The 25,448-nt window shown below is 62.7% G+C and carries 25 protein-coding genes and 1 riboswitch; of the genes, 11 read left to right on the forward strand and 14 right to left on the reverse strand.

The window, feature by feature from the left end; genetic code table 11:
- Positions 1-93: 93 nt before the first annotated feature.
- From C1H84_RS08415 to C1H84_RS08435, 5 genes are all read right to left on the reverse strand, one after another.
- Positions 94-2,301: an acyl-CoA dehydrogenase family protein gene (locus C1H84_RS08415; protein ID WP_113607117.1), complete on the reverse strand. Its 2,208-nt coding sequence runs from the start codon at positions 2,299-2,301 to the stop codon at positions 94-96.
- A gap of 287 nt (positions 2,302-2,588) precedes the next feature.
- A complete protein-coding gene (locus C1H84_RS08420; RefSeq protein ID WP_047120273.1) occupies positions 2,589-4,697 on the reverse strand; it encodes an ABC transporter ATP-binding protein in 2,109 nt (702 codons plus the stop codon).
- Complete coding sequence (locus C1H84_RS08425) at positions 4,698-6,431, reverse strand: ABC transporter ATP-binding protein (RefSeq protein ID WP_113607118.1); 1,734 nt, start codon at positions 6,429-6,431, stop codon at positions 4,698-4,700.
- 203 nt (positions 6,432-6,634) lie between these two features.
- A complete protein-coding gene (locus tag C1H84_RS08430; RefSeq protein WP_113607119.1) occupies positions 6,635-7,525 on the reverse strand; it encodes a cytochrome c biogenesis CcdA family protein in 891 nt (296 codons plus the stop codon).
- A complete protein-coding gene (locus C1H84_RS08435) occupies positions 7,525-8,274 on the reverse strand; it encodes a DsbA family protein (protein WP_113607120.1) in 750 nt (249 codons plus the stop codon). The genes C1H84_RS08430 and C1H84_RS08435 overlap by 1 nt, the downstream gene beginning before the upstream one ends.
- A gap of 167 nt (positions 8,275-8,441) precedes the next feature.
- On the opposite strand from C1H84_RS08435, the gene C1H84_RS08440 reads away from it, so the two are divergent.
- The 5 genes from C1H84_RS08440 to C1H84_RS08460 all read left to right on the forward strand — a co-directional run bounded on the left by C1H84_RS08440 (position 8,442) and on the right by C1H84_RS08460 (position 14,530).
- Positions 8,442-8,816 carry a BlaI/MecI/CopY family transcriptional regulator gene (locus C1H84_RS08440; protein ID WP_047120277.1) on the forward strand — a complete coding sequence of 125 codons (375 nt, stop codon included), beginning with the start codon at positions 8,442-8,444 and terminating at the stop codon, positions 8,814-8,816.
- On the forward strand, positions 8,813-9,796 hold the full coding sequence (locus C1H84_RS08445; protein ID WP_113607121.1) for a M56 family metallopeptidase: 984 nt from the start codon (positions 8,813-8,815) through the stop codon (positions 9,794-9,796). The genes C1H84_RS08440 and C1H84_RS08445 overlap by 4 nt, the downstream gene beginning before the upstream one ends.
- 224 nt (positions 9,797-10,020) lie before the next feature.
- Positions 10,021-11,571, forward strand: a complete 1,551-nt coding sequence (locus tag C1H84_RS08450; protein WP_244910854.1) for an alkaline phosphatase family protein — start codon at positions 10,021-10,023, stop codon at positions 11,569-11,571.
- A gap of 114 nt (positions 11,572-11,685) precedes the next feature.
- A complete protein-coding gene (locus C1H84_RS08455) occupies positions 11,686-12,927 on the forward strand; it encodes a Fic family protein (RefSeq protein WP_113607123.1) in 1,242 nt (413 codons plus the stop codon).
- A gap of 97 nt (positions 12,928-13,024) precedes the next feature.
- The gene (locus C1H84_RS08460) at positions 13,025-14,530 is read left to right on the forward strand and encodes an AAA family ATPase (protein WP_113607124.1); all 1,506 of its coding nucleotides are present in this window, start codon (positions 13,025-13,027) and stop codon (positions 14,528-14,530) included.
- A gap of 94 nt (positions 14,531-14,624) precedes the next feature.
- Here the strand turns inward: C1H84_RS08460 and C1H84_RS08465 are convergent, their stop codons facing one another.
- Together C1H84_RS08465 and C1H84_RS08470 are read right to left on the reverse strand one after the other, a co-directional pair.
- Positions 14,625-15,185: a hypothetical protein gene (locus C1H84_RS08465; protein WP_113607125.1), complete on the reverse strand. Its 561-nt coding sequence runs from the start codon at positions 15,183-15,185 to the stop codon at positions 14,625-14,627.
- Between the two features lie 53 nt (positions 15,186-15,238).
- Positions 15,239-15,352, reverse strand: a riboswitch (SAM riboswitch).
- 149 nt (positions 15,353-15,501) lie between these two features.
- Positions 15,502-16,152: a 4a-hydroxytetrahydrobiopterin dehydratase gene (locus tag C1H84_RS08470; RefSeq protein ID WP_113607126.1), complete on the reverse strand. Its 651-nt coding sequence runs from the start codon at positions 16,150-16,152 to the stop codon at positions 15,502-15,504.
- A 181-nt stretch (positions 16,153-16,333) separates the two neighbouring features.
- Between C1H84_RS08470 and C1H84_RS08475 the strand changes: the two genes are divergently transcribed.
- From C1H84_RS08475 to C1H84_RS08485, 3 genes are read left to right on the forward strand one after another with little or no spacing between them, the layout of a single operon-like run.
- On the forward strand, positions 16,334-16,870 hold the full coding sequence (locus C1H84_RS08475) for a hypothetical protein (protein WP_113607127.1): 537 nt from the start codon (positions 16,334-16,336) through the stop codon (positions 16,868-16,870).
- Complete coding sequence (locus C1H84_RS08480) at positions 16,870-17,325, forward strand: DUF421 domain-containing protein (RefSeq protein WP_113607128.1); 456 nt, start codon at positions 16,870-16,872, stop codon at positions 17,323-17,325. The genes C1H84_RS08475 and C1H84_RS08480 overlap by 1 nt, the downstream gene beginning before the upstream one ends.
- A complete protein-coding gene (locus C1H84_RS08485) occupies positions 17,322-18,638 on the forward strand; it encodes an APC family permease (RefSeq protein WP_113607129.1) in 1,317 nt (438 codons plus the stop codon). Before C1H84_RS08480 ends, C1H84_RS08485 begins: the two co-directional genes overlap by 4 nt.
- Positions 18,639-18,744: 106 nt before the next feature.
- Here C1H84_RS08485 and C1H84_RS08490 read toward each other — a convergent pair whose 3' ends face one another.
- From C1H84_RS08490 to C1H84_RS08520, 6 genes are all read right to left on the reverse strand, one after another.
- Complete coding sequence (locus C1H84_RS08490; protein ID WP_053798956.1) at positions 18,745-19,077, reverse strand: hypothetical protein; 333 nt, start codon at positions 19,075-19,077, stop codon at positions 18,745-18,747.
- Between the two features lie 10 nt (positions 19,078-19,087).
- Complete coding sequence (locus C1H84_RS08495) at positions 19,088-19,684, reverse strand: cysteine hydrolase family protein (RefSeq protein ID WP_113607130.1); 597 nt, start codon at positions 19,682-19,684, stop codon at positions 19,088-19,090.
- Positions 19,685-19,941: 257 nt separating this feature from the next.
- Entirely contained in the window at positions 19,942-20,166 is a 225-nt protein-coding gene (locus C1H84_RS08505; protein WP_047120287.1) for a hypothetical protein, read from the reverse strand.
- A 99-nt stretch (positions 20,167-20,265) separates the two neighbouring features.
- Positions 20,266-20,658 carry a hypothetical protein gene (locus C1H84_RS18700; protein ID WP_425323563.1) on the reverse strand — a complete coding sequence of 131 codons (393 nt, stop codon included), beginning with the start codon at positions 20,656-20,658 and terminating at the stop codon, positions 20,266-20,268.
- 305 nt (positions 20,659-20,963) lie between these two features.
- Positions 20,964-21,137: a hypothetical protein gene (locus C1H84_RS18245; protein ID WP_181728081.1), complete on the reverse strand. Its 174-nt coding sequence runs from the start codon at positions 21,135-21,137 to the stop codon at positions 20,964-20,966.
- A gap of 18 nt (positions 21,138-21,155) precedes the next feature.
- Positions 21,156-21,422 (reverse strand): Rho termination factor N-terminal domain-containing protein, encoded by a 267-nt coding sequence (locus tag C1H84_RS08520; RefSeq protein WP_047120290.1) that lies wholly within the window; start codon positions 21,420-21,422, stop codon positions 21,156-21,158.
- Positions 21,423-21,739: 317 nt separating this feature from the next.
- Here C1H84_RS08520 and C1H84_RS08525 point away from each other — a divergent pair, with 317 nt between their 5' ends.
- Positions 21,740-22,636 (forward strand): SDR family oxidoreductase, encoded by an 897-nt coding sequence (locus C1H84_RS08525; RefSeq protein ID WP_047120291.1) that lies wholly within the window; start codon positions 21,740-21,742, stop codon positions 22,634-22,636.
- Positions 22,637-22,703: 67 nt separating this feature from the next.
- Here C1H84_RS08525 and C1H84_RS08530 read toward each other — a convergent pair whose 3' ends face one another.
- Complete coding sequence (locus C1H84_RS08530; protein ID WP_244910855.1) at positions 22,704-23,726, reverse strand: hypothetical protein; 1,023 nt, start codon at positions 23,724-23,726, stop codon at positions 22,704-22,706.
- A gap of 325 nt (positions 23,727-24,051) precedes the next feature.
- On the opposite strand from C1H84_RS08530, the gene C1H84_RS18250 reads away from it, so the two are divergent.
- Both C1H84_RS18250 and C1H84_RS08535 read left to right on the forward strand, forming a co-directional pair.
- Entirely contained in the window at positions 24,052-24,216 is a 165-nt protein-coding gene (locus tag C1H84_RS18250) for a hypothetical protein (protein ID WP_157359271.1), read from the forward strand.
- A 55-nt stretch (positions 24,217-24,271) separates the two neighbouring features.
- The gene (locus C1H84_RS08535) at positions 24,272-25,444 is read left to right on the forward strand and encodes a zinc-dependent alcohol dehydrogenase (RefSeq protein WP_047120292.1); all 1,173 of its coding nucleotides are present in this window, start codon (positions 24,272-24,274) and stop codon (positions 25,442-25,444) included.
- Positions 25,445-25,448: the final 4 nt, after the last annotated feature.

Genomic DNA, 25,448 nt, shown 5'->3' on the forward strand with positions numbered 1-25,448 from the left:
CACGGCGCGCTCCGTCATCGTCGGCGGGCGCATTTCGGGCTGGGGGCCCGGAGGAATACTGGAGGGTCGAGCTCTGGGTACTGCAAGGGCGGGTTAGCTGCGCGGCAGCCCCAGGATCCGCTCGGCAATCACGTTGAGTTGGATTTCGATGGTGCCTCCGCCGATCAGCGCCGCCGGAATGGTCAGCTGCGAATTGACGGCGGCGGCCGGCGCGTGGGCGAAGAGCGCCGCGGGGCCGGCAAGCTTCAGCAGGTCCCCGGCGGCTTGGCGGGCCAGGCGGCCGTGGGCCACCTTGGCCAGCGAGGAGCCGGCCCCCGGCTGCAGGCCGTTGACCTGGCGCAGGGTTTCGCGCAGGTTCATCGCGCCGATGGCGGTGCTGATCGCGGCGGCGCGGCCCAGCACCTCCAGCGCGTTCTCGCGGGTTCCAACGAAATTGTCGCCGGAGATCAGTTCGCGCAGCCCGTCCTCGGTGCCGACCGAGACGCCGGAGGAAATCTGGGTGCGCTCGTTCTGCAAGGTGGTGGCGGTGATGCGCCAGCCCTGGCCAGGCTCCCCCAGCAGGTAGTCGTCCGCGACGAACACGTCGTCAAGGAAGACCTCGTTGAATTCGGCTTCTCCGTTGGACTGGTGCAGCGGGCGCACGTCCAGGCCGGGAGCTGACATGTCCACCAAGAAGTAGCTCAGGCCCTTGTGCTTGGCGACCTCGGCGTCGGTGCGGGCCAGGCAGATGCCCCAGTGGGCTTCGTGGGCTCCGGAGGTCCAGACCTTCTGGCCGGTCAGCTTCCAGCCGCCGTCGACCTTGACGGCGCGGGTGGACAGGCCTGCCAGGTCGCTGCCGGCTCCGGGCTCGGAGAACAGCTGGCACCAGATCAGTTCGCCCTTCAGCGTGGGCAGCGCGAACTTCTCCTTGATCTCTTCGGAGCCGTAGGCGAGGATCGTGGGCATGGCCCATTCGCCGATGACCGAGGATGGCTGCAGCATGTCGCGGCGGGCGTATTCCTGGGAGATGATGACCTGTTCGGCCGGGCTGGCGCCCAGTCCGTAGGGGGCCGGCCAGTGCGGAGCGGCCAGGCCGTTCTCTGCCAGGAAGCTGCGGCGCGAGCCGCGGGAGTACCAGCGTCCTGCTTCGTGCTCGTTGCGCAGGCCTGCCGCGGTGTCCAGCAGGGCGGCGATGCGGGTGCGAAATTCGGGGTCCGGCTCGTCCAGCTCCACCTCGATCTTGCGTTCGGTGTGCAGCGCGGCTTCGCCGGCCGCCGCCAGTTCGCCGGACAGCGGCGCGTTCAGCGCGTTCAGGCTGATGGCGCGGCGCCAGTACAGGTGGGCGTCGTGCTCCCAGGTGAAGCCGATGCCGCCGAGGATGGTGATCGCTTCGGTAACTGCTTCAATGGATGGGACAATCGCTGCTTCCAGCGCGCCGGCGGCGGCCAGGTGCTGCTGGGCTTCGTCCTGGCCGACCGACACGACGGCGGACCAGGCGGCGGAGGTGGCCATTTCGGCGGCGATCGCCAGGTTGGCGCACTTGTGCTTGATGGCCTGGAAGGATCCGATCGGGGTGTTGAACTGTTCACGGATCTTGGCGTATTCGGTGCTTACCTGGCTGGCCCAGCGCATGATGCCGGCGGCTTCCGATCCGGTGAAGCCTGCGTGCAGCGCGGCGATCTTGCTGGCGGTGGCGTTGCCCAGCACCGCATCAGCGGGGATGACCACGTTGTCCAGGACCAGGGTGGCTGCGTCGCGGCCCAGGTCGGTGCCTTCGGCCGGGACTAGGGAGACCCCGGCGGCCTGAGCTTCGATCACCGCGTAGCGCGCGGTATCCGCGACGGTGAATCCCAGCACCAGGTACTTGGCGGCAAGTGCGCCGATGACCTGCAGCTGGCCGGCAACGGCCCAGCCTTCGGCGATCTGCACGACCTTGAGCTGTTCGGAGGCCAGCACCAGGGTTCCGGTGGCGCCTTCGGCGAAGTCCGCGAGGATTGGCTGGTTGCAGCCGTTCGGTTCGGCCAGGGTGACGGCGGCGCTGGCCAGCATGGTCGGCAGGAAAGGGCCGGAGACATAGCGGTGGCCGAATTCCTCGATGACGATGGCGGTTTCCACCAGCGTTCCGCCCTGGCCGCCGAGCTCCTCAGGGATGTGCAGGGCGTGCAGCCCGGTCTCCAGCATTTCGGTCCAGAAGCTTGGAAGGGCACCGGTGGCTAGCTTCTCGTGCTCGTCCCGAGTGGTCATCGTGTCTACGCTGCGGCGGGTAAAGTCAACCACTGCCGACGCGAGATCAATCTGTTCCTCGGTCAACGATAAGGCCATGTCCGGTGCTCCAATCAGGGAACTGCATAACCCCGGAATCAATGTGATCGGGATTACCTATTGCTAATAACTGAAACTAGACTCTAGTTTACGTTTGTGAGTCAGGCAACACCCTGAGCGAGGAAAAGTGAACAAAAATTTTGATCACTGCGCGCCCTCGAAAAAATTTTTATGTCAACCATTTTCCCTGCCGGGATTTGAGTCCAAGCACCCGGAGGAATAGCGGAAGCCGTGGTTGCGGAGGACGAAAATCCTCCGCAACCACGGCTTCCATTTATGCCGGGTTGCTACGAATCCAGGCCTTGGCCGGCTTCCGGAGCCGGCGCGCCGACCACTGGAATTCCTCCGGTGGCGGGGATCGCCAACGCGTCCGGGTTGGCGTCGACGTCCCCGGCCGGGCCGGCGAACTGCGACTGGTACAGGTTGTAGTACGCGCCCTTGGCCGCCAACAGTTGCTCGTGGTTGCCCTGCTCCACGATGCGGCCGGCTTCCATCACCAAGATGGTGTCGGCGTCACGGATCGTGGAGAGGCGGTGGGCGATCACGAAGCTGGTGCGGTCGCTGCGCAGCGCAGCCATGGCCTGCTGCACCAGCAGCTCGGTGCGCGTATCCACGGAGCTGGTTGCCTCGTCCAGGATCAGCAGCGACGGGTTGGCCACGAACGCGCGGGCGATCGTGATCAGCTGCTTCTCGCCGGCCGAGACATTCGTGCCTTCCTCGTCGATCACTGTGTCGTACCCGTCGGGCAACGCGCGCACGAAGCGGTCCACGAAGGTCGCCTTGGCGGCCTGGATGACCTCCTCGTCCGTCGCGTCCAGCCGGCCGTAGCGGATATTCTCCATGATGGATCCGCCGAACAGCCACGCGTCCTGGAGCACCATGCCGACCTTCGAGCGAAGGTCCGCGCGGGAAAGCTCGGTCACGTCGCGGTCGTCCAGGAGGATGCGCCCGGAGTTCAGCTCGTAGAAACGCATCACCAGGTTCACCAGCGTGGTCTTGCCTGCGCCCGTCGGCCCCACGATGGCGACAGTGTGCCCCGGGTCGGCCTCGAAGGACAGGTTCTCAATCAGCGGCTTTTCCGGGGTGTAGGAGAAGGTCACGTTCTCGAAAGCAACGTGCCCGTCGGTGCGTTCTGGCAGCGTGGCAGACGCCTGGTCCGGCTCCTGCTCCTCGGCGTCCAGCAGCTCGAAGGTGCGCTCGGCCGAAGCCACGCCGGACTGCAGCATGTTCGCCACGCCGGCGATCTGGCCCAGCGGCTGGGTGAACTCGCGCGAGTACTGGATGAACGCGGTGGCGTCGCCCAGGCTCATGCTGCCCGAAGCCACACGCAGGCCGCCGACCACAGCGATGCCGACATAGGCCAGGTAGGACACGAAGTTCATGACCGGCATGATCATGCCGGAGACAAACTGGGCGCCGAAGCTCGCCTTGTACAGCTCCTCATTGCGTGCGGTGAAGCGGTCGACCATGTCGTCCTCGCGGCCGAAGACCTTCATCAGCTCGTGGCCGGAGAAGGACTCCTCGATCTGGCCGTTCAGCGCGCCGGTGTTCTTCCACTGCGCGGTGAACAACTTCTGCGCCCGGCTGCCGATGATGCCGGCGGCCGCGGCGGACAGCGGCAGCGCCACCAGGGCGATCAGCGCCATCTGCCAGGAGACCACGAACATCATGATCACGATGCCGATCACGGTCATGACAGACTGCACCAGTTGGCTCAACGCCTGCTGCAACGCATTCTGGATATTGTCCACGTCGTTGGTCACGCGCGAAAGCAGGTCGCCGCGCTGGCGGGTGTCGAAGTAGTTCAGCGGCAGCCGGTTGAGCTTGTCCTCCACATCCTTGCGCAGCTTGTAGACCACGCGCATCACCAGGCGGTTCAGCAACCAGCCCGAGGCCCAGGAGAAGACCGAGGCGATGAAGTACATGGACAGCACGATCAGGATGTACTGCGACAGCTGGGTGAAGTCGATGCCTTGGCCAGGCACGAAGTCCACCTTGGACAGCATGTCAGCCTGGGTCCCTTGGCCGGAGTCGCGCAGCTGCTGGATGATCACATCAGCTGGAGTCCCGGCCGGGATGTTCTTGCCGATCATGCCGGCGAAGATCACGTCCATGGCCTTGCCGAGTACTCGCGGGGCAACCACGGAGAGCACGACGTACACCGCGATCAGCGCGAACACGACCACCATGCCGAGCTTGTACGGAGACATCAGCCCGATCAGGCGCTTGGCCGACGGCCAGAAGTGCTGCGCCTTGCGGACCGGCGCGCCGCCGCTCCAGTCGTCCGAGCCGGCTGCGGCGTCGAACTCATCGACTGCCGCCAGCTCGGCGTCCAGGTCCGCCATGGTGTCGGTGCTGTTGGCAGCGGATCCGCTCTTGTTCTGCTTCTTCGCCATTTAGGCCACCTCCTCCACGCTGAGCTGGGACGTCACGATTTCCTGATAGGTTTCCGAGGATTCAAGCAGTTCCTCGTGGGTTCCCCGCGCCACGATCTCGCCGTGGTCGAGAACCAGGATCTGGTCCGCGCCGGTGATCGTGGAGACGCGCTGGGCGACGATGATGACCGCCGCGTCCTTGGTCGGCTCGACCAGTGCCGCGCGCAGCTTGGCATCGGTGTTGACGTCCAACGCGGAGAACGAGTCGTCGAAGAGATAGGTCTTCGGCTTGGCGGCCAGGGCGCGGGCGATGCACAGGCGCTGGCGCTGGCCGCCGGAAACGTTGGTTCCGCCCTGGGATACGCCGGATTCCAGCTGGCCTTCGCGTTCGAGCACGAAGTCCTCGGCCTGGGCCACGCGCAGCGCATCCCACAGGTCGTCTTCGCTGGCGTCCTGCGCGCCGAAGCGCAGGTTGCTGGCGATGGTTCCGGAGAACAGGTACGGGCGCTGCGGCACCGCGGAGATGTTCTGCGAGATGGTCTCGCGTCCCAGCTGCTTCAGCGGCATGCCGCCCACCAGGATTTCACCCTCGGTGGTGTCGTAGAGCCGCGGAATCAGGTTCAGCAAGGTGGTTTTCCCGGAGCCGGTGGATCCGATGATCGCGGTGGTCTGTCCCGGCTTCGCGGTGAAGGAGATGTTGGACAGCACCGGCGCTTCGGCACCCGGGTATCCGAAGGTCACGTTGCGGAACTCGACGGTGCCCGGCTCAGGCAGCAGGGTGTTGTGTTCCTGGGCGTCGCGCATGCTCGGATCGGTATCCAGCACTTCGCTGATGCGGTCTGCCGAAACCATGGCGCGAGGAACCATCATGGCCATGAAGGTACCCATCATGACGGCCATCAGGATCTGGAGCAGGTACTGCAGGAATGCGGTCAGCGCGCCGATTTCCACGTCGCCGTTGTCTAAGCGGTGTCCGCCGAACCACAGCACCGCGGCGGTGGACAGGTGCAGGATCATGGTGATCGCCGGGAACATCAGCACAAACAGGTTTCCGACCTTCACGCCGAGGTCGGTCAGCTTCTGGTTGGCGTCGGCGTAGCGTTCGGTTTCATGCTTCTCGCGGACGAAGGCGCGCACCACGCGGATGCCGGTGATCTGCTCGCGCAGCACGCCGTTGATCCCGTCGATGCGAACCTGCATGTCGCGGAACAACGGCATGAGCTTGATGACCAGCAGGCCGACGACAATCAGCACCACCGGCACCGAGACCCAGACCAGCCAGGACAGCCCCGGATCTTCCCGGATCGCCATGATGACGCCGCCCACGGACATGATCGGAGCATTGATCATGAAATTCAACGCCATCAAGGTCAGCATCTGGATCTGCTGGACGTCGTTGGTGCCGCGGGTGATCAGGGTTGCCGCACCGAACTTGTTGACGTCCTGGGCGGAGAACGTGGAGACCTTCTCGAACACCGCCTGGCGGATATCTCGCCCGATACTCATCGAGGTCTTGGCGCCGAAGTACACGGCGGCCACGGCGGTGGCCACCTGGACCAAGGCCACGATCAGCATCAGGCCGCCGGTGCGCCAGATGTAGTCGATATCTGCGTTGACCACGCCGACGTCGATGATCTTGGCGTTAAGGCTTGGAAGGTAAAGCGTGGCCATGGTGGTGGCCAACTGCAGGATTACGACCGCTGTAATCCATGCCGAATAAGGTTTTGAATGTTTCAGGATGAGCTTCAGAAGCATCGGGTTTGTCCTCGCTAGCATCGGGCTCCATGACGCCATCTCCCTCCGGGTTAGGGGCATGGCGAAATAAGAGCGATTGCTAGTCTAACCCCCGCAATCGACATGTGAAGTCATCCTTGCGATTGATTTTTACCAATTAGTGAAATCCCGCGGAATTCCGGGAAAAATCACACCAGAATTTGCCGTGCGTTGGGTCACGGGAATTACCCCTGTCGACCTTCCCGTTCGGCTTCGTCGAGTGCGGAATTTGCCTGCTCGGCAGTCTCCCGTTCAGGGCTCCTGCCGCGTCGAAGCCACAGCCAGAATACGACGGCGGCCAGGACCGCCAAGGCCGCGACATCCACCAGCGGGCTCGACAGCGCGGCGCTGTTTTGCTGAAGCCAGTCCTGCACCTCGAGCGGCACCAGCTGGGGAGCGGATATCAGGCCATTGGTCAGCCAGAAGACCACCCCGACCACAATCAGCAGGATGCCGGTGGCCATCGAGATCACGTGCAGTTCACGCCCGAAGATCTTCACGGTGCGTCCGCGCAATTTGCTGCGGCCGCTCGCGTCGAGCCGGTTCCAGATCCGCGCCAGGATGAACATCGGCACCACCATGCCCGCACCATAAACGGCCAGCAGCACGCCACCGGAAACCGCATCGCCCTGGACCGCGGCGAGGGTGAGCATTGCCCCGAGGATCGGTCCTGCGCAAAAACCGGAGACGCCGCCGACGGCGCCCAAGGCCAACGTCTTCAGCAGGCCCTTGCCCCCGCTGGCCCGCTGCTGGAGCTTGGACATGCCCGGAATCCAGCGGGCCAGGTCGAAACCAACGCCGAAAAAGTACAGGACACCCATGATGATGAGCATCAGCGAGGCAATGAGGACAATCAGATCTCGTTGGGTCGCGAGGAACAGCCCCACCGCGCCCATGCCCAGGCCTGCGGGAACCAGCACCCCTGCGAGGCCGAGGTAGAAAACAAGCCCGTGAATATACAGGCGCGCCCCGCTGCCGACGGTGGAAGCGAAGAACGCCGGCAGCAACAGCGCACTGCATGGGCTGAGCAGCGCCAGCATCCCCCCGAGGAACGCCGAGAGCAGGCCGATATCCATTAGTTGGCGTCCTGGGCAGCCAGCGCGGACTCGATCTTGTCGATGAACACGTCCTTGGGCTGGGCACCCATGACCGGCTCACCGTCAATCAGGAATGCAGGGGTCGAGTAGACGCCCAGCTGCAACCCGAGCTGCGCATTGCCCTCGATCACGGTTGCGGCTTGTTCCGACTTCAGGTCCTTGGCGAATTGTTCCGTGTCCAGGCCGAGTTCGGTTGCGAGCTCGGTCAGCGACTTTTCGCTCAGGTCCGCGCCCTTGCGGATGGCGCTTCCGGCAAACAGTTCGTCGTGGTATTCCCAGAACTTGCCCTGTTTGGCCGCGGCGTAGGAAGCCAGCGATGCCCGTTCGGAATCCTCGCCGAAGATGTTGACGTCGCGCCATTCGATGCGGACCTTGCCGTCCTTGGCGTAGTCCAGGACCTGCGGGAGGGTTTCGGTCGACCACTTGGCGCAGAACTTGCACTGGTAGTCGGAGAAGACCACGATCCCCACCGGCGCGTCTACCGGTCCGGCGGCCAGCAAATCGTCAGCTGCACGCAGCTCGAACTGGGTCAGGTCCGGCATCTCCTCCGTTGCGCCGGTCTGCTCCCCCGGCTGCTGGACGGCCGACTGGTCATTCGGTGCGGCGTGTCCGTCGGAATTGATATTTCCCAGATTCAAGGCCACGAAGACCAGTGCGGCGATGGCCACCAAGGCCAGGACCAAGCCGGCCCACCGGCGTTTCGGCTTTGCCTCAGTCTGGTTTTCCATGAGCTCTCCTTGATGTCTAGGTCCCGCGAAGCCTGCATCTGCCATAATTTACTATGAAGCATAGTCGACTATGTGTCATAGTAAAGAAACGGCGGCCAGTCGCACCGATCAATGGGTGCTATCGTCAACCCTCAGGACAACGTGAAAGTCTCTCGGATCGGAGCGCAATGACTAGCGAGCCCCAGCGGCTGGGACCACTTGAATCCCAGGTTCTGAACGTCCTGTGGCAGGCAGGCTCGTGCACCATTCGGCAGATCATCAATCACCTTGAACGCGACCTGGCGTACACCACGATCGCCACCGTGCTGGGAAACCTTGAACGCAAGGAACTGGTCGCGCCGCTGCGTGGCCAGGGCAAATCCGTGAGCTACCGGGCCGTTGTAGGCCGTGAAGAGCATGCGGCGAGCGTGATGTCCCATGCGCTGGAGACCGGCGGGGATCGTGCAGCCTCCATGCGCTTTTTCGTTCAGTCGATGTCCGCCGAGGAAATCGAGCTGCTCCGGGGATTCCTCGACTCGCCCCAGCCGGGGACCGACGCATGACGGCGCTGGTCATCGCCCTGGTCCTGGCCGCCGGTCTGATTGCGCTTGGCGCATGGGGACCGAAGCTCGTTCACGCCGCCGGACCGTCGTTCAGGCGCCGACCCCGGATCGCCGTCGGGCTGCTGGGAACCGGAATATTCCTCTGGATCGCCGCCGCCCTGTCACTGGCGCAGCTGCTGGTCTGGGCAGGCACCGGCCCGCAGATCCTCTCGGACCGAGCTTCGCAGATCTGCGTTAGCTGCCTGCAGGCAACCAACCCGTTCGCATCCGCCCAGCTGCCTTGGGCCCCGCCGGCGTTGCTGACCATTTCTTTCTCGCTGCTGGCCTTGGCTGGCTTGATCGCCATCGGTTTGGTGCGCTTGGTCCGCACCGAGCGCAGCACCGAACAGTTATCTCGGGATCTACACGCCCAGGGAGAGCCCCGAACCATTGCCGGAGCCACGGTGCTCGTCGTCCCGGATTCCCGCCCGCTGGCCTTCACCTTTCCTGCACGCAGGGGTGGAATAGTCCTCTCCACGCAGACGTTGCATCAGCTCAACGAGAACGAACTTGCCGGGGTGCTTGCCCATGAAAAAGCGCACCTGTCCCAGCGGCACCATCTCACCAGCCAGATCCTCGAGGCATTGCCGCTGCTGGTACGTCGCATCCCGCTGGTTTCAGCCACGCTTCAAAGCATTGCGGAACTGCAGGAGATCGCCGCTGACAACGCCGCCCAGCGTGAGGTCGACACCGCCACCTTGGCTTCGGCACTGCTGAAAATGGGTGGCGGTTCCGCTCCCTCCATGCCAGCTGAACGGCAAGGCGTGGCAGTGCTTAACGCTGCAGGATCCGGACGCATCCAGCAGCTAGTCGGCGCGCACGCTGGGAAGACGAATTTTCGGCCCGCGCTCGCACTGACGCTCTGCTTCGCGCTGCTCGGCGCCGCATGGCTGGCCATCTGCACCCCCTACCTCCAAGCACTGCTCCAAGGCTGCTGGTAGGCAACCTGTTCATATAAGGTTAACCACCGCTCACAAGGACAATCGGGAAACGGCAGGTAGATTCAAAGCGCCTTGAATGGACAAGGTCTTAACTTAAACGGAACTTGTTAGAACAAGCCCCATTTCACGTTGTCACCGAGCTTGAAGTGGCTTCACTATGGTTTTGGCTCGCCGGGATGCCGGCGGTCAAATCCCCATTTTCATAAAATCTGGAGAACATCACAGTGAAGTCATCCGCGCGCGTCCGTGCTGCAATCACCGCTTCGGTACTTGCCCTGGCAGTTGTCATTCCCACCGCGGCCACTGCCTCGCCTTCGCCTGCACCGGAGCCTGCCCCGGCGGCGGCAAAGAAGTCGACCCCGGTCTACGAAGGCCTGCCGCCGGGTGTCAACAAGAAGAAGACTCTCGTCATCGGCCTGGACGGCGCCGCCATGGCGCAGATCAACAAGAAGAACACCCCGAACATGGCCAAGCTGATCAGCGAAGGCATGGTTTCGGAATCGAACCTGTACGCGAACCCGATGGCCCCAACCGTCTCGGGTGCAGGCTGGTCCAGCATCGCCACCGGTGTCTGGCCCGACAAGCACAAGGTGCCGGACAATTCCTTCTCCAACCCGAACTACGACCAGTACCCGGATTACCTGACCCGCATCGAGAATGCCCGCGCCCAGAGCTCGACCCTCGTGGTCGGCACCTGGTCCCCGATTCCAGACAAGGTCTTCGCCAAGGGAGCGGACCTCAAGCTGCGCGGCGGCAATGATGCAGGCACCACCGCCAAGGCCGTGGACTATCTGTTGAACGGCAACCCGGACAGCACCTTCGTGCATCTGGACGAGATCGACGGCGCCGGGCACAGCAACGGCAGCGACTCGATCGCCTACACCCGCGGCCACAAGACCGCCGACCAGCAGATTGGCCAGATGCTAGAAGCCATCGAGCAACGCAAGACCTACCACAAGGAAGACTGGGTCGTCATGGTCACCTCCGACCATGGCCACACCCCGGGCGGCGGCCACGGAGGCAGCAGCATCCGCGAGCGCGCGACCTTCGTCATTGCCAACGGCAAGCAGTTCAAGGCCGGCACCGAGCGCCACGATGTCAAGATCACCGACATCGCCCCTACCGTGCTGAAGCACCAGGGCGTGCGCGTCGAGGACGAGTGGAACCTCGACGGCAAGAACATCAACTCCATCGCCGCCGACGACTTCGATACCCTGCGCCCGCACCTGAAGAAGGCCAAGGACGAGGCCAAGCTCAGCGCCCAGACCAAGGGCTGGACCACGACCGCACCGAGCGGTTGGACCATCGACAACTCTGCCATGCCCAAGGGCGGCGTGCGCGAGTGGCGCGGCTGGTCCTTCACCACCGACGAGTTCTGGACCAACACGGATCTGAACCAGGGCCGCGAAACCAGCGTCCACAACCGCAACGTCTTCGCCGTTGCCGACTCGGACGAGTGGGACGACAAGGCGCACGATCCCGGCCAGTTCGACTCCACCCTGATCAGTCCGGAGTACAAGGTCAAGGGCGGCCAGAGCGCCACCCTGAGCTTCGCTTCGAACTACAAGATCGACGGCCCGCAGTCCGGCGAAGTCTTCGTCAGCTTCGACGGGGGCGAGCCGGTATTGGTGAAGTCCTACGACAAGAACTACAACGGCGTGGAGAGCATCGCCATCGATGTTCCGAAGAAAGCGAAGAAAGCACAGGTCTCCTTCCGCTACACCGGCACCAATTCGGCATTCTGGTCCATCGACCAGGTCTCGCTGAAGAAGTAGCCAGCGGCCGCGAACGCATGGAACTAAGTGATAGTAAGGAATTTCCTTACTATCACTTAGCGGTTAAGTGATAGTAAGGTGGATCAGTAACTATCACTTAGGAAGTGCGAAACCATGGAGTCCAAAGAGAGCAACAGCTTCGTGGAGATTCCTGCGCTTGGCTCGGAAACACATCACTGGCGGCCGCAACAACCCCAAATCTTTTCAAATGCACAAGTCTCCAGGCAGACAGGCGAATACCAATCGGCAGTGGTTCCATCGATCGCCAACTGGTCACCCGATTTTTCATCATCCCTGATGTCCGAACTCGAGGAAGCAAACGATGCATTGCGTCTCTTCGATGCCTATGCGTTCTTATTGCTGGGGCAAGAGAACCCTGCGCTCGGACCCATGTCGAGCATTCTCTTGCGCACGGAAAGTGCCTCCAGCAGCCAGATCGAGCAGCTTTCCACCTCCGCCCGGCAACTTGCGCTCTGGGAAATCAACGAAAGTGAAAAATCCAATGCTCGCACGGTAATCGGCAACGTACGCGCAATGGAAGCCGCATTACAGCTCTCGGAAGAACTCAACGTCACCAGCATCTTGTCCATGCATCACGAATTGTTGCGGCATCAAGACGACCTTGTCGAAGAAGCAGGAAAATTCCGGCAAGAACTCGTATGGATCGGTGGCAAAGATTCCGCCGGCCCCCGTGGCGCCAGCTATATCGCGCCCCAGCATGAACTGATCGCGGGGGCATTGGCTGATCTTGAAACGTTCATTCACCGTCAAGACCTGCCTGCCCTCATCCAGGTTGCCATCGCGCACGCCCATTTCGAGAGCATCCATCCCTTTGTCGACGGGAACGGCAGAACTGGACGGGCCCTTGCCCACGCAATGCTCCGCCATCGCAAGGTAACCACTCATTCGACCGCGCCCATTTCAGCAGGCATCCTGCGGGATACCACCGGTTATTTCGATGCACTCACCGCCTATCGGCAGGGAAACGCCTACGGAATCATCAAGATCTTCATCGATGCTTCGATCTACGCAGCGACAACGGGGCAAGTGCTGTTGCTGGCTCTGGCAGATGCATTGGAAGATTCACGTAGGCAGCTGGATGGACTCCGGTCGAATTCGACTGCGTTCAAGGTACTACCGCTGCTGATAGCGCAACCCGTCGTCAACGCCAGCTACTTGAAGAACGCCCTGAGCGTTACCGACGCAGTCGCTCATCGCGCCATCGCAACCTTGAGCGATCGCGGGGTCCTGAAAGAGAAGTCTGGTTTGCGCAGAAACCGCGTCTGGCAGCACGACCGAATCCTAAAGATTCTGGATGACTATGGGGCCACGATTCGCCGCGACTCGGTGCGCTAGGCGCAGGCACCCGCTCTGGCCAAGCACTCCGAGCCGGCTGGCTGACTGCCTGTAATTTTCGTACCCACTAGGAGACTTTCACTGCTAGGCTCTGCTCATGGATGCAGAATTACGTGCCTTTATGATGTCCTTCAACAAGCTGGCGGACCTCGCTGAAGAATTCGGCCAGAAGCCCAATGGTGCTCAGCTGGCACCCGTGTTGGAAAAACATCTGAAAGTTTCGCCTAGCTCGCTTCCGCTGATCACCGAGGCTTTCGGCTCCCACCGGCTCGCGGATGCGAATATCGTTCTCGACCGCATTGCCGGCAGTGATCCCTCCGCCAAGATCGTCGGTATCGCCGGGCAGCAAAGGTACCATGCGGATCTGGCCGATCTGCTGATGCCGGAGAACCACATGGGTATTGTGGGTGAGCCTTCCTACGCTTCACTTGCTGTGGGCCCGGACCAGCAGCGTCGATTCCTGACACTGGGAATCCACCTCTTCCATTACCACTCCAGCCCGCTGGCAGTTTTGATCCGGAAGGCCAATCCGGAGTACGGGAAGCCCGAAGCTGCATTGGAGATCCTGTCCCCCGACGAACAGGTGACCGACGCATTCCTCAAGGAATTTCGCAACGGGTTGCGCACCTCGAGCATCTTCAAGGGCCAGGTCATCTCGTTCAAGGGCAACGAGTACCAGGAATCGAACGCCGGAGTCGCCTTCCACCGGCGCGAACCCTTCCCGCGCGAACAGCTCGTGCTGCCCGACGGCCTGCGTGAACGCATTGAGGAACAAGTCCTCGGCGTCGGAACCCACCGCGATGTCCTGACTGCGCTCGGTGCGCATCTCAAACGCGGTGTCCTGCTCTACGGCCCGCCGGGCACCGGGAAAACCCACACCGTCAGGTATCTGGCCTCGGCGGCTGAAGACCACACTGTCATCCTGCTCAACGGCGATTCGTTGGCCTACATCTCCCAAGCCGCCGCCATGGCGCGGGCGCTGCAGCCATCGATCGTCGTACTGGAAGATTGTGACCTGATCGCCGAAGACCGCAGCTTCAGCCACGGCCCCCAGCCGCTGCTTTTCGAAGTCCTCGACACCATGGACGGCCTGGAACCGGACGCGGACGTCACCTTCCTGCTGACCACGAACCGCGTGGATTCCCTGGAGCGCGCCTTGGTGCAGCGCCCCGGGCGCATCGATCTTGCAGTGGAGATTCCACGCCCGGATCTCGAAGGACGTATTGCCCTGCTCGAACTATATGCAGCCAAGCTGAAGCCCAGCTCCGACACCGTGCAACAGCTTGCGCACCTTGTCGATGGAACGACTGCCTCGTTCACCAGGGAATTGGTTCGCCGATCCATCCTCAACGCGGCAGTCGCGAACCAGGCTCCGGGTGACGCCCATCTGCTCGAAGCCGCCGCGGAGCTTATGGGCGATGCGGCCACTCTCACGCGAAACTTCCTCGGGGGAACCAACGACCCGGATCTTGACGAGCCGGAAGAATTCAGCGAAGACGCATCCTTCGGATGGTTCCCCGGGGTGGCAGGGAGCTACGAAGCGCCCAGCGGATTTGGACAAGATCCGGAAGCTGAACAGGACGGCGGCAGCAAGGGGTTGTAGGCCGCGCCTTCCTCCTTGCCGGGGAGGAATATCCCCCTGCTGCGCCAGCGCACCGCATCGTTGCCGCTTGAAGGCGTTCCTGCCGTGGGGCGATTCAGTTGGTGATCCCTTGATGGAGCGGGTCACCGTAAATAAACTGCTGAAGCGCGGCAGATGGCCGGCCGAAGAGCAACCGTTGCGGAAACTCCGCCCATTCCTCCGGTTCCAGCTGCACAACATGCGCCGGGTAGCAGCGGTCCACCAGAACCGCCCCACCCCGCTCATCGCGTTGCAGTTCCTTGTAGAGCTGCCCTGCCCTCGGGTTGGGCGCCAAGATGCCCAGCCGTCTCATCCGATCTTCGAGGCGAAGCAGGTCCTCCGGACTCTTGCAACGCCGACGTGCGTGCGCTGCTGCTTCCCTGATTCCCAAACTGACGGCCCAATACAGTTCAGGTGTGAAGCCTGCGGCGATCCAGCGGAGGATGTAGTTCTGCAGGTGTTCCGGCGTCTCGCTGAGCTTGCCGCTGGCGAATTCCCCGCTGCGGGTTGCCTGCCGGTAAGCCGACTGCTCGACCGGACGTTCTCCGAAAAATGGGTAGTCCATGACCACGCTGTTCCACAGCCGTTCCTGCAGGGTGCCTTCTGGGTGATTGATCGAGAATTCTGGGTTCTGCATTGTTGTTCGCTCCTGCTCAGGGAGCCGGCCGAGCACCTATTGTGCCGGACTGGCCCACCGACTTACCCGGGACTCTTGTCCGGGTCGGTTCTTCCCCTGGGGCACCCCGCTCGATGAGGAGGGTTGCCGTGCGACCAGCCAGGTACTTTGCGTCGCAGCTCTTGAACTTGGAATCCAGCCTAACCCGCAGCTACCGACAGTATGGCCGCGGCGCCGGATACAGCAGATCCGGTGCCCATGCCTTCACAGGTACGGACACCGGATCAGCCATCGACTCTGGTGGACAAGTCCACCTTTGACTGCAGTTCGCTCGGTGCTAGCGGTCGACCTCGGTGCAGATGCAGAAGCGATTGCCCTGGGCGTCGGTGATGACGGTGAAGGACGGCGCGGCATCGCCGTCGGAGTGGGCGCCAACTTCTTCCAGCTTCGTGAGCACCGGACCGCTTTCCGAATACGGAACCCACACGTCCAAGTGCAGCCGGTTCGTATTGGGAGTGTCGGTTTTCTGGAACCAGATCGCCGGGCCGCGACCGTGGGGATCGGCGATGCTGCCGTCCTCCAGCGACTTGTACCCAAGCCCGGCGGCCCATTGCTCCGCGATCTCCTGGGGCTTGTCGGTGTCGATGGCAATCTCCACTGCGCGGATCAGGTCGACGCGGGGTTTGGCCCCGAGGGCCGCGGCCCGCTCGGAGATCTTGCTGGCCAGCGCAATGTCGCGGGTGGTGACCTGGCCGCCGGCGTCATGGGAGGTGGTTGTCACGAACACGCGGTTGTAGCGCCAGTCCACGTCGGGGTGGTGGTTGTCCATCTCTGCGGCGCTTGCGATATCGCTGAAAAGCTCGATCGCGGCCGCGGAGGTCTTGGTCTCGAAAACCGCGGCAATGGCTCCGGGGATCTGGCGCCACTGCGGCATCCCCTGGAGGTATTCGTTGAGCTGGTCTTGGGCAATTACGTCCTGTGCAGGCATGCGTTTCTCCTTTCTCCGGCAACCTTCCCACCCGAGGGGGCGAAGTTCAATGGACCTGCGCAGACTGCCAGAAACAACGGACGGTTGCGGCGTACTGGATAACTGCTGTGAACATCGGTCTTCCGTGGAGAGCGGCACCGGCCGCGGCTAATCTCGGCAAATATGGGCACAAGGAGTTTTGATGACTAATATTCACAACGCCAAGGTCTCTGATTCAACGTTGGACGATGTCATTGACGAGACTGTTCACCGCACGCGACGCATCGTGAGCCGGATCATCATCCTCATCGTCGCAGCCATCGTAGCGGCCGCGGCGCTTGGAGCGTTCGATGTGGAATCCAGCACCGACCGGTCCGAGGATGGTGTGCAAGTCCACGTGCGCCACCCGTTGGTGGCGCGGGCAGGCAATGAGGTCGAGCTGGAAATACTTGTCAGTTCCGACGAACCGCTGCCCGATACCTGTAAGCTGCGCCTCGCCGAGGACTACCTGTTGTTCTTCGAGGACTTGGCGGTCTTCCCGGACCCGGAATCGCAAAGTTCCGACGCGGCCGGTGCGGTGGAATTCGAGGTTGCTCCCCAGCCCGGGGCCACGCAAATGCTGGTTCGCATCACCGGCAGGGCCTCTGACCAGTGGGACTTGCGCACCGACGGGAACCTCGAGGTCGAAGTCGGTGCTTCCACCGTCCACGTTCCGTTCACCACTTGGAGGGCTCCCTAATGGAAATTGTCATTCGCGCCGCCGTCGCCTTCGTGGTCCTGTGGCTGGTGACCCGCGCCGCGGGCCGTTCAACCCTGGGCGAGCTGAGCTCGTTCGAGTTGATACTTTTCGTCGTCCTCGGGGACCTGGTGCAGCAGGGCATCACCATGGAGGACCGGTCGTTGACCGGGAGCCTATTGGCCGCCCTCACCATGATCGTCCTGGCAGTGGTCCTGTCCTATGCCAATATGCGCTGGCCCAGGATCGGAAAACTCACCCTAGGCCGGCCCATCGTGCTCGTGCGTGACGGCGTGATCGACCGGCGGGCATTGAGCGGGGAACGCATCGGCCTCGACGAGCTGAGCATGCTGGCACGCCAGGCGGGGATCGAGGAATACAGCTCGATCAGGCTCGCCATCCTGGAGTCCAGCGGAAAGGTCTCCTTCTTCACCAAGGAAGCGGAGGCCAAGCCATGAGCGTCACTACCGAAAGCAAGCTGAAGAAGGGCATCACCGGCCCCCTGCTGTACCTGTTCATCCTCGGCGACATCCTGGGAGCCGGCGTGTACGCGCTGGTGGGCGAGGTGGCCGCGGAAGCAGGCGGAGCCATTTGGGCCCCGTTGCTCGTCGCCTTGATCCTGGCGCTGCTCACGGCCACCTCCTATGCGGAGCTGGTCACGAAATATCCCAGGGCAGGCGGTGCGGCCATTTTCGCCGAGCGGGCCTTCAAAAAACCTGTGGTGTCCTTCCTTGTGGGCTTCTCCATGCTGGCGGCCGGCGTCACCAGTGCGGCGGGCTTGAGCATTGCATTTGCCGGGGACTATCTTTCGGTGTTCTTCGATGCACCCGCCATTCCTGTCGCAATAGCCTTCCTGGGTTTGGTCGCGCTATTGAATGCACGCGGCATCAAGGAATCGGTGCGGGCGAATGTCGGGATGACGGCAATCGAACTGTCGGGATTGCTGCTGGTGATCGTCGTGGCGGCCATATTCCTGGGCGACGGCAACGGGGACGCGTCACGTCTGGCCCAGTTCCCCGAAGACACCACGCCGGTTGCCGCGATCTTCGCGGGCTCGCTGTTGGCCTACTACTCTTTTGTCGGATTCGAGGTCTCCGCCAACGTCGCGGAGGAAGTCGTGGACGTGCCGCGAGTCTACCCCCGGGCGCTGTTCGCCGCACTGCTCACCGCCGGAGTGGTCTACTTGGCGCTTGGCGTGCTCACCTCGATCGCCATGGATCCCAAGGAGCTGGCAGGATCTTCCAGCCCCCTGCTGGATGTCGTGCAGGCCACCGGGGTCGGGATCCCCAGCTGGCTGTTCAGCCTGGTAGCCCTGGTGGCGGTGGCCAATGGCGCTTTGCTGACCATGATCATGTCCAGCCGGCTGGCGTTCGGGATGGCGGAGCAGGGGCTGCTGCCGCCTGTCCTGAGGCGCGTCCTGCCGCATCGCCGCACCCCGTGGGTGGCGATCATCGGAACCACGGCGATCGCCATGCTATTGACGCTGACCGGTGATCTGGCGACCTTGGCCAAGACCGTCGTGCTGCTGCTGCTCTTCGTGTTCACCAGCACCAATCTTGCCGTCATCGTGCTGCGGCGGGACCGCGTGGAGCACCGGCATTTCCGGGCTCCGATCATCATTCCGTATCTCGCGCTGGCTTCCTGCGCTGTGCTGCTCGTCCAGCAGGATGGCGGGATCTGGCTACGCGGGCTCGCGTTGCTCGCCTTGGGTGCGGTCCTGTATTTCGCAACCCGCTGGATCACCTCCCGGTCTACGAAGCGCCCCTCTTAGGCCGCGTCGCAGCCACGGGCGGCGGCCTCGCGGAACGTCGAGGAAAGCCGCGGGCCTTGCGGATGGATTGCCATCCGCAAGGCCCGCGGCCGCTTGAGGTCAATGTTCAGAGCTGGTCGGGACTCTCACGCTGGTCGGGGAGGTTCACCCGGCGCTCGTCGTCGAGACCGATATCCGCTGCATCATCGGCTTCGTCGTCGGGCTCGACCGCGCGATCTTCATCCAGCGGCTCGGGAAGCAGCGTTTCCGGGTTCAGCTGCAGGGGATCAGCGTCGCTTTCATCCAGGATCCGGTCCGGCCCGCGCAACGGATCCTCGGCGTCCAGCGACTGCGGGGCGTCCGAGGAACCTGCGGCAGGCTGGCTGTCGCGGCCGTCGAATGGCTCATCCGCGTCCTCGTCGCGTCGCACATCGTCGAATTCGGCATTATTCAAGGTCATGTCCTTCTCCTTAATTCTTCGTGGCGGCGGCACCGCCAGGAAGCTGTGCTATCAGTTGTTCACTGCTGAGGATCCGCTGGCGGTAGTGCTCCTCCAGAAACTTCAAGGTCACATCCTCGAAGTCCGGGTCCGTGGAAGCCAGGGCGTCTCGGGCAAGAAACACCGGCAAATTGGCGCTGAAGGCGTCGGTCGCGGTGGCGGCAATGCAGGTTTCCGAGGAGACCCCGGCCAGGATGAGGGAGGCAACCCGGTGCTGCAAGAGCAGCGTCAGCAGCTCCGTGGCCCAGAAGGCGCTGTCGCGCCGCTTGATCAGCTCGATGCTTCCCGCCAGATCCAGCTCTGGAAGGATCCGCGCTTGGCCGGTCCCCTCGAAAAGGTAACCCTGGTCGTCCTCCAGCATCTTCAACGTCCAGGTGGACTTGTCTTTCTTGTGCACGGTGCGCACCGCAATGACCGGCAGCCCGGCCTTGCGCGCCGCGGCGGCGAGCTTGTTGCACGCGGACGCCAGCCGAGCGCGGTGCTGCGCCAAGTCCTCGGTTTCAAAAAATCCCTCCTGCATGTCGATCAGCAACAGCGCCGGGCTTTGAAGGGATCCCGTCGCGTCCATGGCTCAGCTGCGTCCCGAGCAGTGTTCGCAGCAGTACGGCGCTTCTCCCGCATATACGGCATGGCCCAGGATCACGCAGTCGCAGTGCGAGCAACGCTCGGCCACATCATGAATGGCGCACTCGAAGCTGTCATAGATTCCCGACTTGCCTTCGAAGTCCACGCTGATAGGGCGTTGCGCCGGTGCTCCGCAAGTATTGCAGTTCTGCATTGTTCGACTTCCTTCCGCTCGATGGCCTGCGCGCTAAGTTGTGCTGCCTAGTCCTTGTCGTATTGGTCGTCGGTTGAGTTATCCAGCTCCGGATCGGTGCCCTGGATGGGATCGAGATCCAGCTCTGGATCGGTGACAGCCTCTTCTCCGATCCCCAGGTCCTCGGGTGTTTCCCCAGCCGGCCAGTTGTTCTCAACTACGTCCTTGTCCGGGTCCTTGATGCGCTCGGCGGCGTGGCTGATGGCATCCTTGGCCTTGTCTAGAAAACCCATGGTGCTGCTCCTTTCGGTTGCCGTCGCCGGTTGGCAACGTCCTCGGTTCTACCGATTATCACTTGGCGCCAACGTGAGTACAGGATTAATCGGGACCTGTCAGGATGCTTGCCACCGGGCCTTTGAGGTCGCTGGGAACGCTTGAGCGCCAGCGGCAATGCAGACAGCGGGGAAAGGGCCCGAATCGTCGTGGGCGCGGTGGCCAGCGGCGTGGAAACGTCCAAGGCCAAGGTCGCGTAGCATGCCCAAGGCAAGCCGATCACCATCGGCGCGGACGATACCCTCGAAGAGCCAACCCGAATTACGCAACAGCATCAGGTTCACCGCCTGCCCGTGATCGGCGGCCACAGGCTCGTGGGAATGCTGTCGCAGGCCGACACCGCCCGGCACGCCGACGAGCACCGCACCGGCGAGATGGTCTCGGAAATTTCCGAGCCCTAACCGCTTGCCGTGCACCCAGCAGATGGCCGCCTCCTTGCCGGAGGCGGCCATTGCGCATCTCGCGCGGAAAACCTTGCTAGCGCCCGTTGGCGTCCGTTCCACCGCGCCGGTGGTCCAGGCTGCTGGGTCCCTTCACGGCCCGGTACAGTCCGTAAAGGAAAACCAGGACACCCCAGCCCACAACGATCCACAAGGGACCGGGTGAACTGTCGGGAGAGGCGAGAAGTGCGAAGATGGCGAATCCCACCGCTAGCAATCCGCCGATGAGCATGAGCCAGATTCCTGGCCGTTTCTTTCGTGGTGCTGCTTGACCGTAGGACATGGGGACCTCCTTGTTGATCCTTGATACCTGCTAGTTACCCTGCGTCGAATCGTTCGTCATCCTCGTCGTGGCTTTCCGAGGTCGAGGTGGTCTGCGAAATCCGGCCCCGCTGGGCTACCTGCTCGTCCTCGGTATGCTCCCGGGGCTCCGTTTCATGGTCCGGTTGAGTAGTGCGTGCCGATTCGTCCCGGCTTCGTTTCTGGGTCATCTTGATCTCCTTGAGAGACTATGAATTGCGCAGGGCTTCGATGAGCTCGCTCTTGCGCATCTTGGAGCGCCCATTGATACCGACTTCACGGGCTTTTTCCATCAGTTCGCTGACGCTCCAGTCCTCATAGCTGCCCGACTTGCCGCCGCGCTTTCCAACAGCCTTGCGTCCATCCCTGGCTGCCGCGTTGGCGATCCGTGCGGACTTCTGCTTGGAATTGCCTTCTTCGCGGAGCTCTTCGTACAGTTCTTCGTCCTTGATACGACTGCTAGATTTCTCGGCCATGAAAATCCTCCGTTTCCGAGCCTCGATCCCCAGATGCGTTGCGGATGGCATCCGGCTGTTCAGCCCACGCTAGCCGCCTGGGCCGAGGACCGAAAGGAACTGGTTCCCGCTTTGCGGGAAAACCCAGACTTCGACCCCTAGCACATATCCCGCCAGCATCGGCGGTTGCTGAGTCGAATCCGTGAAAATGCTGGTTCCCACCGCTAAACCCTCTGCAAAGGTTTATCGACGGTGCGCCTGGTCGAACACTGGGCTTGTACCGCGCGACGCCCGACCTAGACCGGTCCGGGTGTCTTGGAACTCTGGAAGGAATCTTCATGACCGAGAAATCTCAGCCAGAACACACTGAACCCGTGAACAAGGAACGCATCAGTCCTCCCGAGCAGCGTCAGCCCGAGCCGGGGCTGGACAGCAAGCTGAAGCCGCAGGCCGATCACGGCGAGCGCAGCTATCAGGGTCGCGGCCGGCTGGAGGGCAAGCGCGCGCTGATCACCGGCGGCGATTCCGGGATCGGCGCCGCCGTGGCCATCGCCTTCGCCCGTGAAGGCGCCGATGTGGCCCTGGCTTATTTGCCGGCAGAGAAAAGCGATGCCGTGACCATTGCCTCGGTTCTGGAGGACGCCGGGGTCCAAGTGCATCATCTGCCCGGCGACCTGCGCGACCGCGAATACCGCGACAAGCTGGTCCACGAAGCCGCCTCCGCGCTGGGCGGCCTGGACATCCTGGTGAACAATGCGGGCAAGCAGATCAGCGTGGACTCGCTGGAGGAATTGAGCGATGACCAGGTCGAGGCCACCTTCGACGTGAATATCTTTGCGATGTTCGCCCTCAGCCGGGCCGCGCTGCAGGTGATCGGAGAGGGAGGCGCGATCATTAACACGACCTCCATCCAGGCGTTCGATCCCTCGGCGCACCTCATGGACTACGCGGCCACCAAGGCGGCCATCAGCAACTTCACGAAGTCGCTGGCCGAACAGGCCGCATCGCGCGGCATCAGGGTTAACGCAGTAGCACCCGGGCCCATCTGGACCCCTTTGCAGCCTTCGGACGGCCAGCCCATCGAGGCGCTGCCCGAGTTCGGGCACGACACCTGGCTGGGGCGCGCTGGCCAGCCGGTCGAGGTCGCCCCGGCGTACGTTTTCCTCGCCAGCGACGACGCCTCCTACGTGGTCGGGTCCACCGTGCATGTCAACGGCGGCAAGAACCAGCCGTAGGCCATACCGGCTGAAGACAAGGTGCGGGTGCCAGCCAATGAGCTGGCACCCGCACTGTTTGCGCGTCCTACAACTCGTCCGCGTCATCCAAGCTGAGATTGCGACGCTCGTATTCGCGTTGGCTGAAGGTCGCTCGCTGCACAGATTGCACGTCATCGAAGCTCGAACCGATGGCACCGCCCAACGTGCCGAGCGACGCCGCGAGCCAGGCAAGGTTCAGGTATTCGGCCATCGACACCTCGTGGCCCAGCTGGGAGGCGAGGAACTCCTGGTCGATAACCACCAGCGACGCCACGAGCAGCGCCAGGAACAGCAGGAGGTACATGGCGGCTGCGGCCGAGGCCACCGTGAGCACCGTGGCTACGTTGTAGATGAGCAAGCGCTCCTTGCGCCGGTGTCCGCGCGGTTTTTCCCACAGCCTGTTATGGAAAAGCAACCACAGCGAAAGCATGAGGATGCTGGCGAGCGTGATGAACGCAAGCCTCGAACTGGCCAGGTAGTCGGCCATCGACCAAATGCTCGTGTAGAAGACGCCGAAGGCACCGGTCGCCGCTGCGCCGGCCATCGCGGAAGACAATTGCGGCACCAAGCGCCACGGCCGGTTGATGCGGATCATCCCCATGGTCAGCAGCACCCGGCCGCGAAAACCCTCGATGCTGTCGATGCGCGAGGGGGTGTCCTCGTCGCTGCGCATGCTGCCGCGCACGCTCAGGGCTTTACCGAGGGGAGACGGGGACGGCTCCGGCAGATTCCCGGTGGCAAGCTCGGCCAGAACCTCCTCAAGCGCTCGGGCAACGCTCCCCGCGGTCACCAGTCCGAGACTGGGCAGGCTCAGCGTCGCCGTGCCCTGTTCCGGGCTGAGCACCGATCGCACCGGCCGCCCCTGTTCGTAGTGGGGTGCGTCGGTGAGGTAGATGATGTAGTCCCACGTGTATTTCTCCCTCAATCGAGGGACATTCTCGTTCAAGATCACGCTTCCCGACTCGCTCAGGGGAAGGCTGAGCGGATCGATCATGATTTCCCAGTTGAACTGCCGCTCCGCGTCGCTGTTGAGCTTCTTCTCCAGCTTCTGGTGGACCTTGTTCGCCATGCCCTGGGCGATCCCCGGGTCGGCAATAAGTCCAACCACCCTGGAAGGTCTGGGCTGCGCCTCCCGATGATCTTCCACGCAAAATCCCTCCCTATCACTTGGAATCCGGCCTTTCGCATCACCGTAGGCAGTCACGAAAGCCCTTCCAAGCTGTGTCCAGCTTGCTTGCAGGTTCCCGGACCAACAAATGCTGGAAATCCGCGGAATTCCGGGGTTCGGCATTCCCAGCAAACGCTTATGCGCAATCTCTTGAAGACCCGCAACGCATGTGGAATGGTCAGGATCGCAATGCTCCCCGCCCCATTTCCAGGTAAGGAATACATCTATGAACCACTCAGAGCCTTCGCAAGATGCCAACGAACCATCGCAGGATCAGCAGCTGCCCGAGCAGGAGGATACGCAGTCCGCATCGCAGCAGCGCTCCCGGAGGGAAAAAGCCAAGGAGCAGGATCCGGACCAGGAAGAGACCGCCCAGTTCAACACGGACTGACATCAGCGCACCAAGCATTGGGACGCACTCGGAAACAACGAAGACTGGAGGGAAAATGAAGGCACTCACTTGGCAGGGCAAGCGGAAAGTCGAGGTCAGCGAGGTCCCGGATCCCCGGATCCAGGAACCGACCGACATCGTCATCAAAGTCACCTCAACCGCGATTTGCGGTTCCGACCTGCATTTGTATGAGCTCTTAGGTCCTTTCATGCACGCAGGCGACGTCCTGGGGCATGAAACCATGGGCATCGTCCAAGAGGTCGGCTCCGCAGTCACCTCCGTGCAACCCGGAGACCGGGTTGTCATCCCGTTCAACATCTCCTGCGGGCACTGCTGGATGTGCACTCGTGGGCTGCAATCGCAGTGCGAAACCACCCAGGTGCGCAGCCATGGCAAAGGCGCGGCGTTCCTCGGCTACTCGGAACTGTATGGCCAGGTTCCCGGCGGGCAGGCTGAATACCTCCGGGTCCCGCACGGGGACTATGGTGCGATCAAGGTGGGTTCGGACCTGCCGGACCACCGCTATCTGTTCCTCTCCGACATCCTGCCTACCGCATGGCAAGGCGTACGGTATGCCGACGTCCCCGAGGAAGGATCGTTGGCCGTCTTCGGCTTGGGCCCGGTAGGCCAGCTCGCGGCACGCATCGGCAGGCATCTGGGGTATCGCGTCCTCGGCATCGATCCGGTCCCCGAGCGCCGCGCCATGGCTGCCCGCCATGGCATTGAGACCCTGGACTTCACCAAGGAGACAGCCACTGCCCTGCGGGATCTGACCTCCCGCGGCCCGGACGCGGTGCTCGATGCCGTGGGGATGGAAGCGCATGGCTCCCCTACCGCGGCCTTGCTCCAGCAAGCCACCGGCCTGCTGCCGGATCCTGCCGCCCAGCAGGTCATGCAAACAGCCTCCATGGATCGCAATATCGTGCTGACCGCCGCCACGGACGCGGTGCGGCGCGGAGGCACGATCTCCATCAGCGGCGTATACGCCGGTGCGGCCACACCGATGCCGATGGTCAAGCTGTTCGACAAGCAGATCCAGATCCGCCAAGGACAGTGCAACGTGAGGTCGTGGACCGATGAGCTGCTGCCGCTGACCGAGGACTCCAAGGATCCGATCGGCCTGGATGACTTGGTAACGCATACCAAGCCCCTGTCCGAAGGGCCCGAGATGTACAGCACCTTCCAGAAGAAGCAGGACGGCTGCATCAAGGTGGTCCTGCAGCCCTAAAGCC

Origin of the sequence: Glutamicibacter soli (genome assembly GCF_003309065.1) — a bacterium.
GTDB lineage: Bacteria > Actinomycetota > Actinomycetes > Actinomycetales > Micrococcaceae > Glutamicibacter > Glutamicibacter soli.

Coding starts and splice junctions, on each gene's coding strand:
- C1H84_RS08440 (WP_047120277.1), top strand. CDS start 8,442: ATGACTAGCGAGCCCCAGCGGCTGGGACCACTTGAATCCCAGGTTCTG.
- C1H84_RS08465 (WP_113607125.1), bottom strand. CDS start 15,185: ATGCAGAACCCAGAATTCTCGATCAATCACCCAGAAGGCACCCTGCAG.
- C1H84_RS08470 (WP_113607126.1), bottom strand. CDS start 16,152: ATGCCTGCACAGGACGTAATTGCCCAAGACCAGCTCAACGAATACCTC.
- C1H84_RS08490 (WP_053798956.1), bottom strand. CDS start 19,077: ATGACCTTGAATAATGCCGAATTCGACGATGTGCGACGCGACGAGGAC.
- C1H84_RS18245 (WP_181728081.1), bottom strand. CDS start 21,137: ATGACCCAGAAACGAAGCCGGGACGAATCGGCACGCACTACTCAACCG.
- C1H84_RS18700 (WP_425323563.1), bottom strand. CDS start 20,658: ATGGCCGCCTCCGGCAAGGAGGCGGCCATCTGCTGGGTGCACGGCAAG.
- C1H84_RS08520 (WP_047120290.1), bottom strand. CDS start 21,422: ATGGCCGAGAAATCTAGCAGTCGTATCAAGGACGAAGAACTGTACGAA.
- C1H84_RS08420 (WP_047120273.1), bottom strand. CDS start 4,697: ATGGCGAAGAAGCAGAACAAGAGCGGATCCGCTGCCAACAGCACCGAC.
- C1H84_RS08480 (WP_113607128.1), top strand. CDS start 16,870: ATGGAAATTGTCATTCGCGCCGCCGTCGCCTTCGTGGTCCTGTGGCTG.
- C1H84_RS08455 (WP_113607123.1), top strand. CDS start 11,686: ATGGAGTCCAAAGAGAGCAACAGCTTCGTGGAGATTCCTGCGCTTGGC.
- C1H84_RS08430 (WP_113607119.1), bottom strand. CDS start 7,525: ATGGATATCGGCCTGCTCTCGGCGTTCCTCGGGGGGATGCTGGCGCTG.
- C1H84_RS08495 (WP_113607130.1), bottom strand. CDS start 19,684: ATGGACGCGACGGGATCCCTTCAAAGCCCGGCGCTGTTGCTGATCGAC.
- C1H84_RS08460 (WP_113607124.1), top strand. CDS start 13,025: ATGGATGCAGAATTACGTGCCTTTATGATGTCCTTCAACAAGCTGGCG.
- C1H84_RS08435 (WP_113607120.1), bottom strand. CDS start 8,274: ATGGAAAACCAGACTGAGGCAAAGCCGAAACGCCGGTGGGCCGGCTTG.
- C1H84_RS08445 (WP_113607121.1), top strand. CDS start 8,813: ATGACGGCGCTGGTCATCGCCCTGGTCCTGGCCGCCGGTCTGATTGCG.
- C1H84_RS18250 (WP_157359271.1), top strand. CDS start 24,052: ATGAACCACTCAGAGCCTTCGCAAGATGCCAACGAACCATCGCAGGAT.
- C1H84_RS08530 (WP_244910855.1), bottom strand. CDS start 23,726: ATGGCGAACAAGGTCCACCAGAAGCTGGAGAAGAAGCTCAACAGCGAC.
- C1H84_RS08415 (WP_113607117.1), bottom strand. CDS start 2,301: ATGGCCTTATCGTTGACCGAGGAACAGATTGATCTCGCGTCGGCAGTG.
- C1H84_RS08535 (WP_047120292.1), top strand. CDS start 24,272: ATGAAGGCACTCACTTGGCAGGGCAAGCGGAAAGTCGAGGTCAGCGAG.
- C1H84_RS08505 (WP_047120287.1), bottom strand. CDS start 20,166: ATGGGTTTTCTAGACAAGGCCAAGGATGCCATCAGCCACGCCGCCGAG.
- C1H84_RS08425 (WP_113607118.1), bottom strand. CDS start 6,431: ATGCTTCTGAAGCTCATCCTGAAACATTCAAAACCTTATTCGGCATGG.
- C1H84_RS08525 (WP_047120291.1), top strand. CDS start 21,740: ATGACCGAGAAATCTCAGCCAGAACACACTGAACCCGTGAACAAGGAA.
- C1H84_RS08475 (WP_113607127.1), top strand. CDS start 16,334: ATGACTAATATTCACAACGCCAAGGTCTCTGATTCAACGTTGGACGAT.
- C1H84_RS08485 (WP_113607129.1), top strand. CDS start 17,322: ATGAGCGTCACTACCGAAAGCAAGCTGAAGAAGGGCATCACCGGCCCC.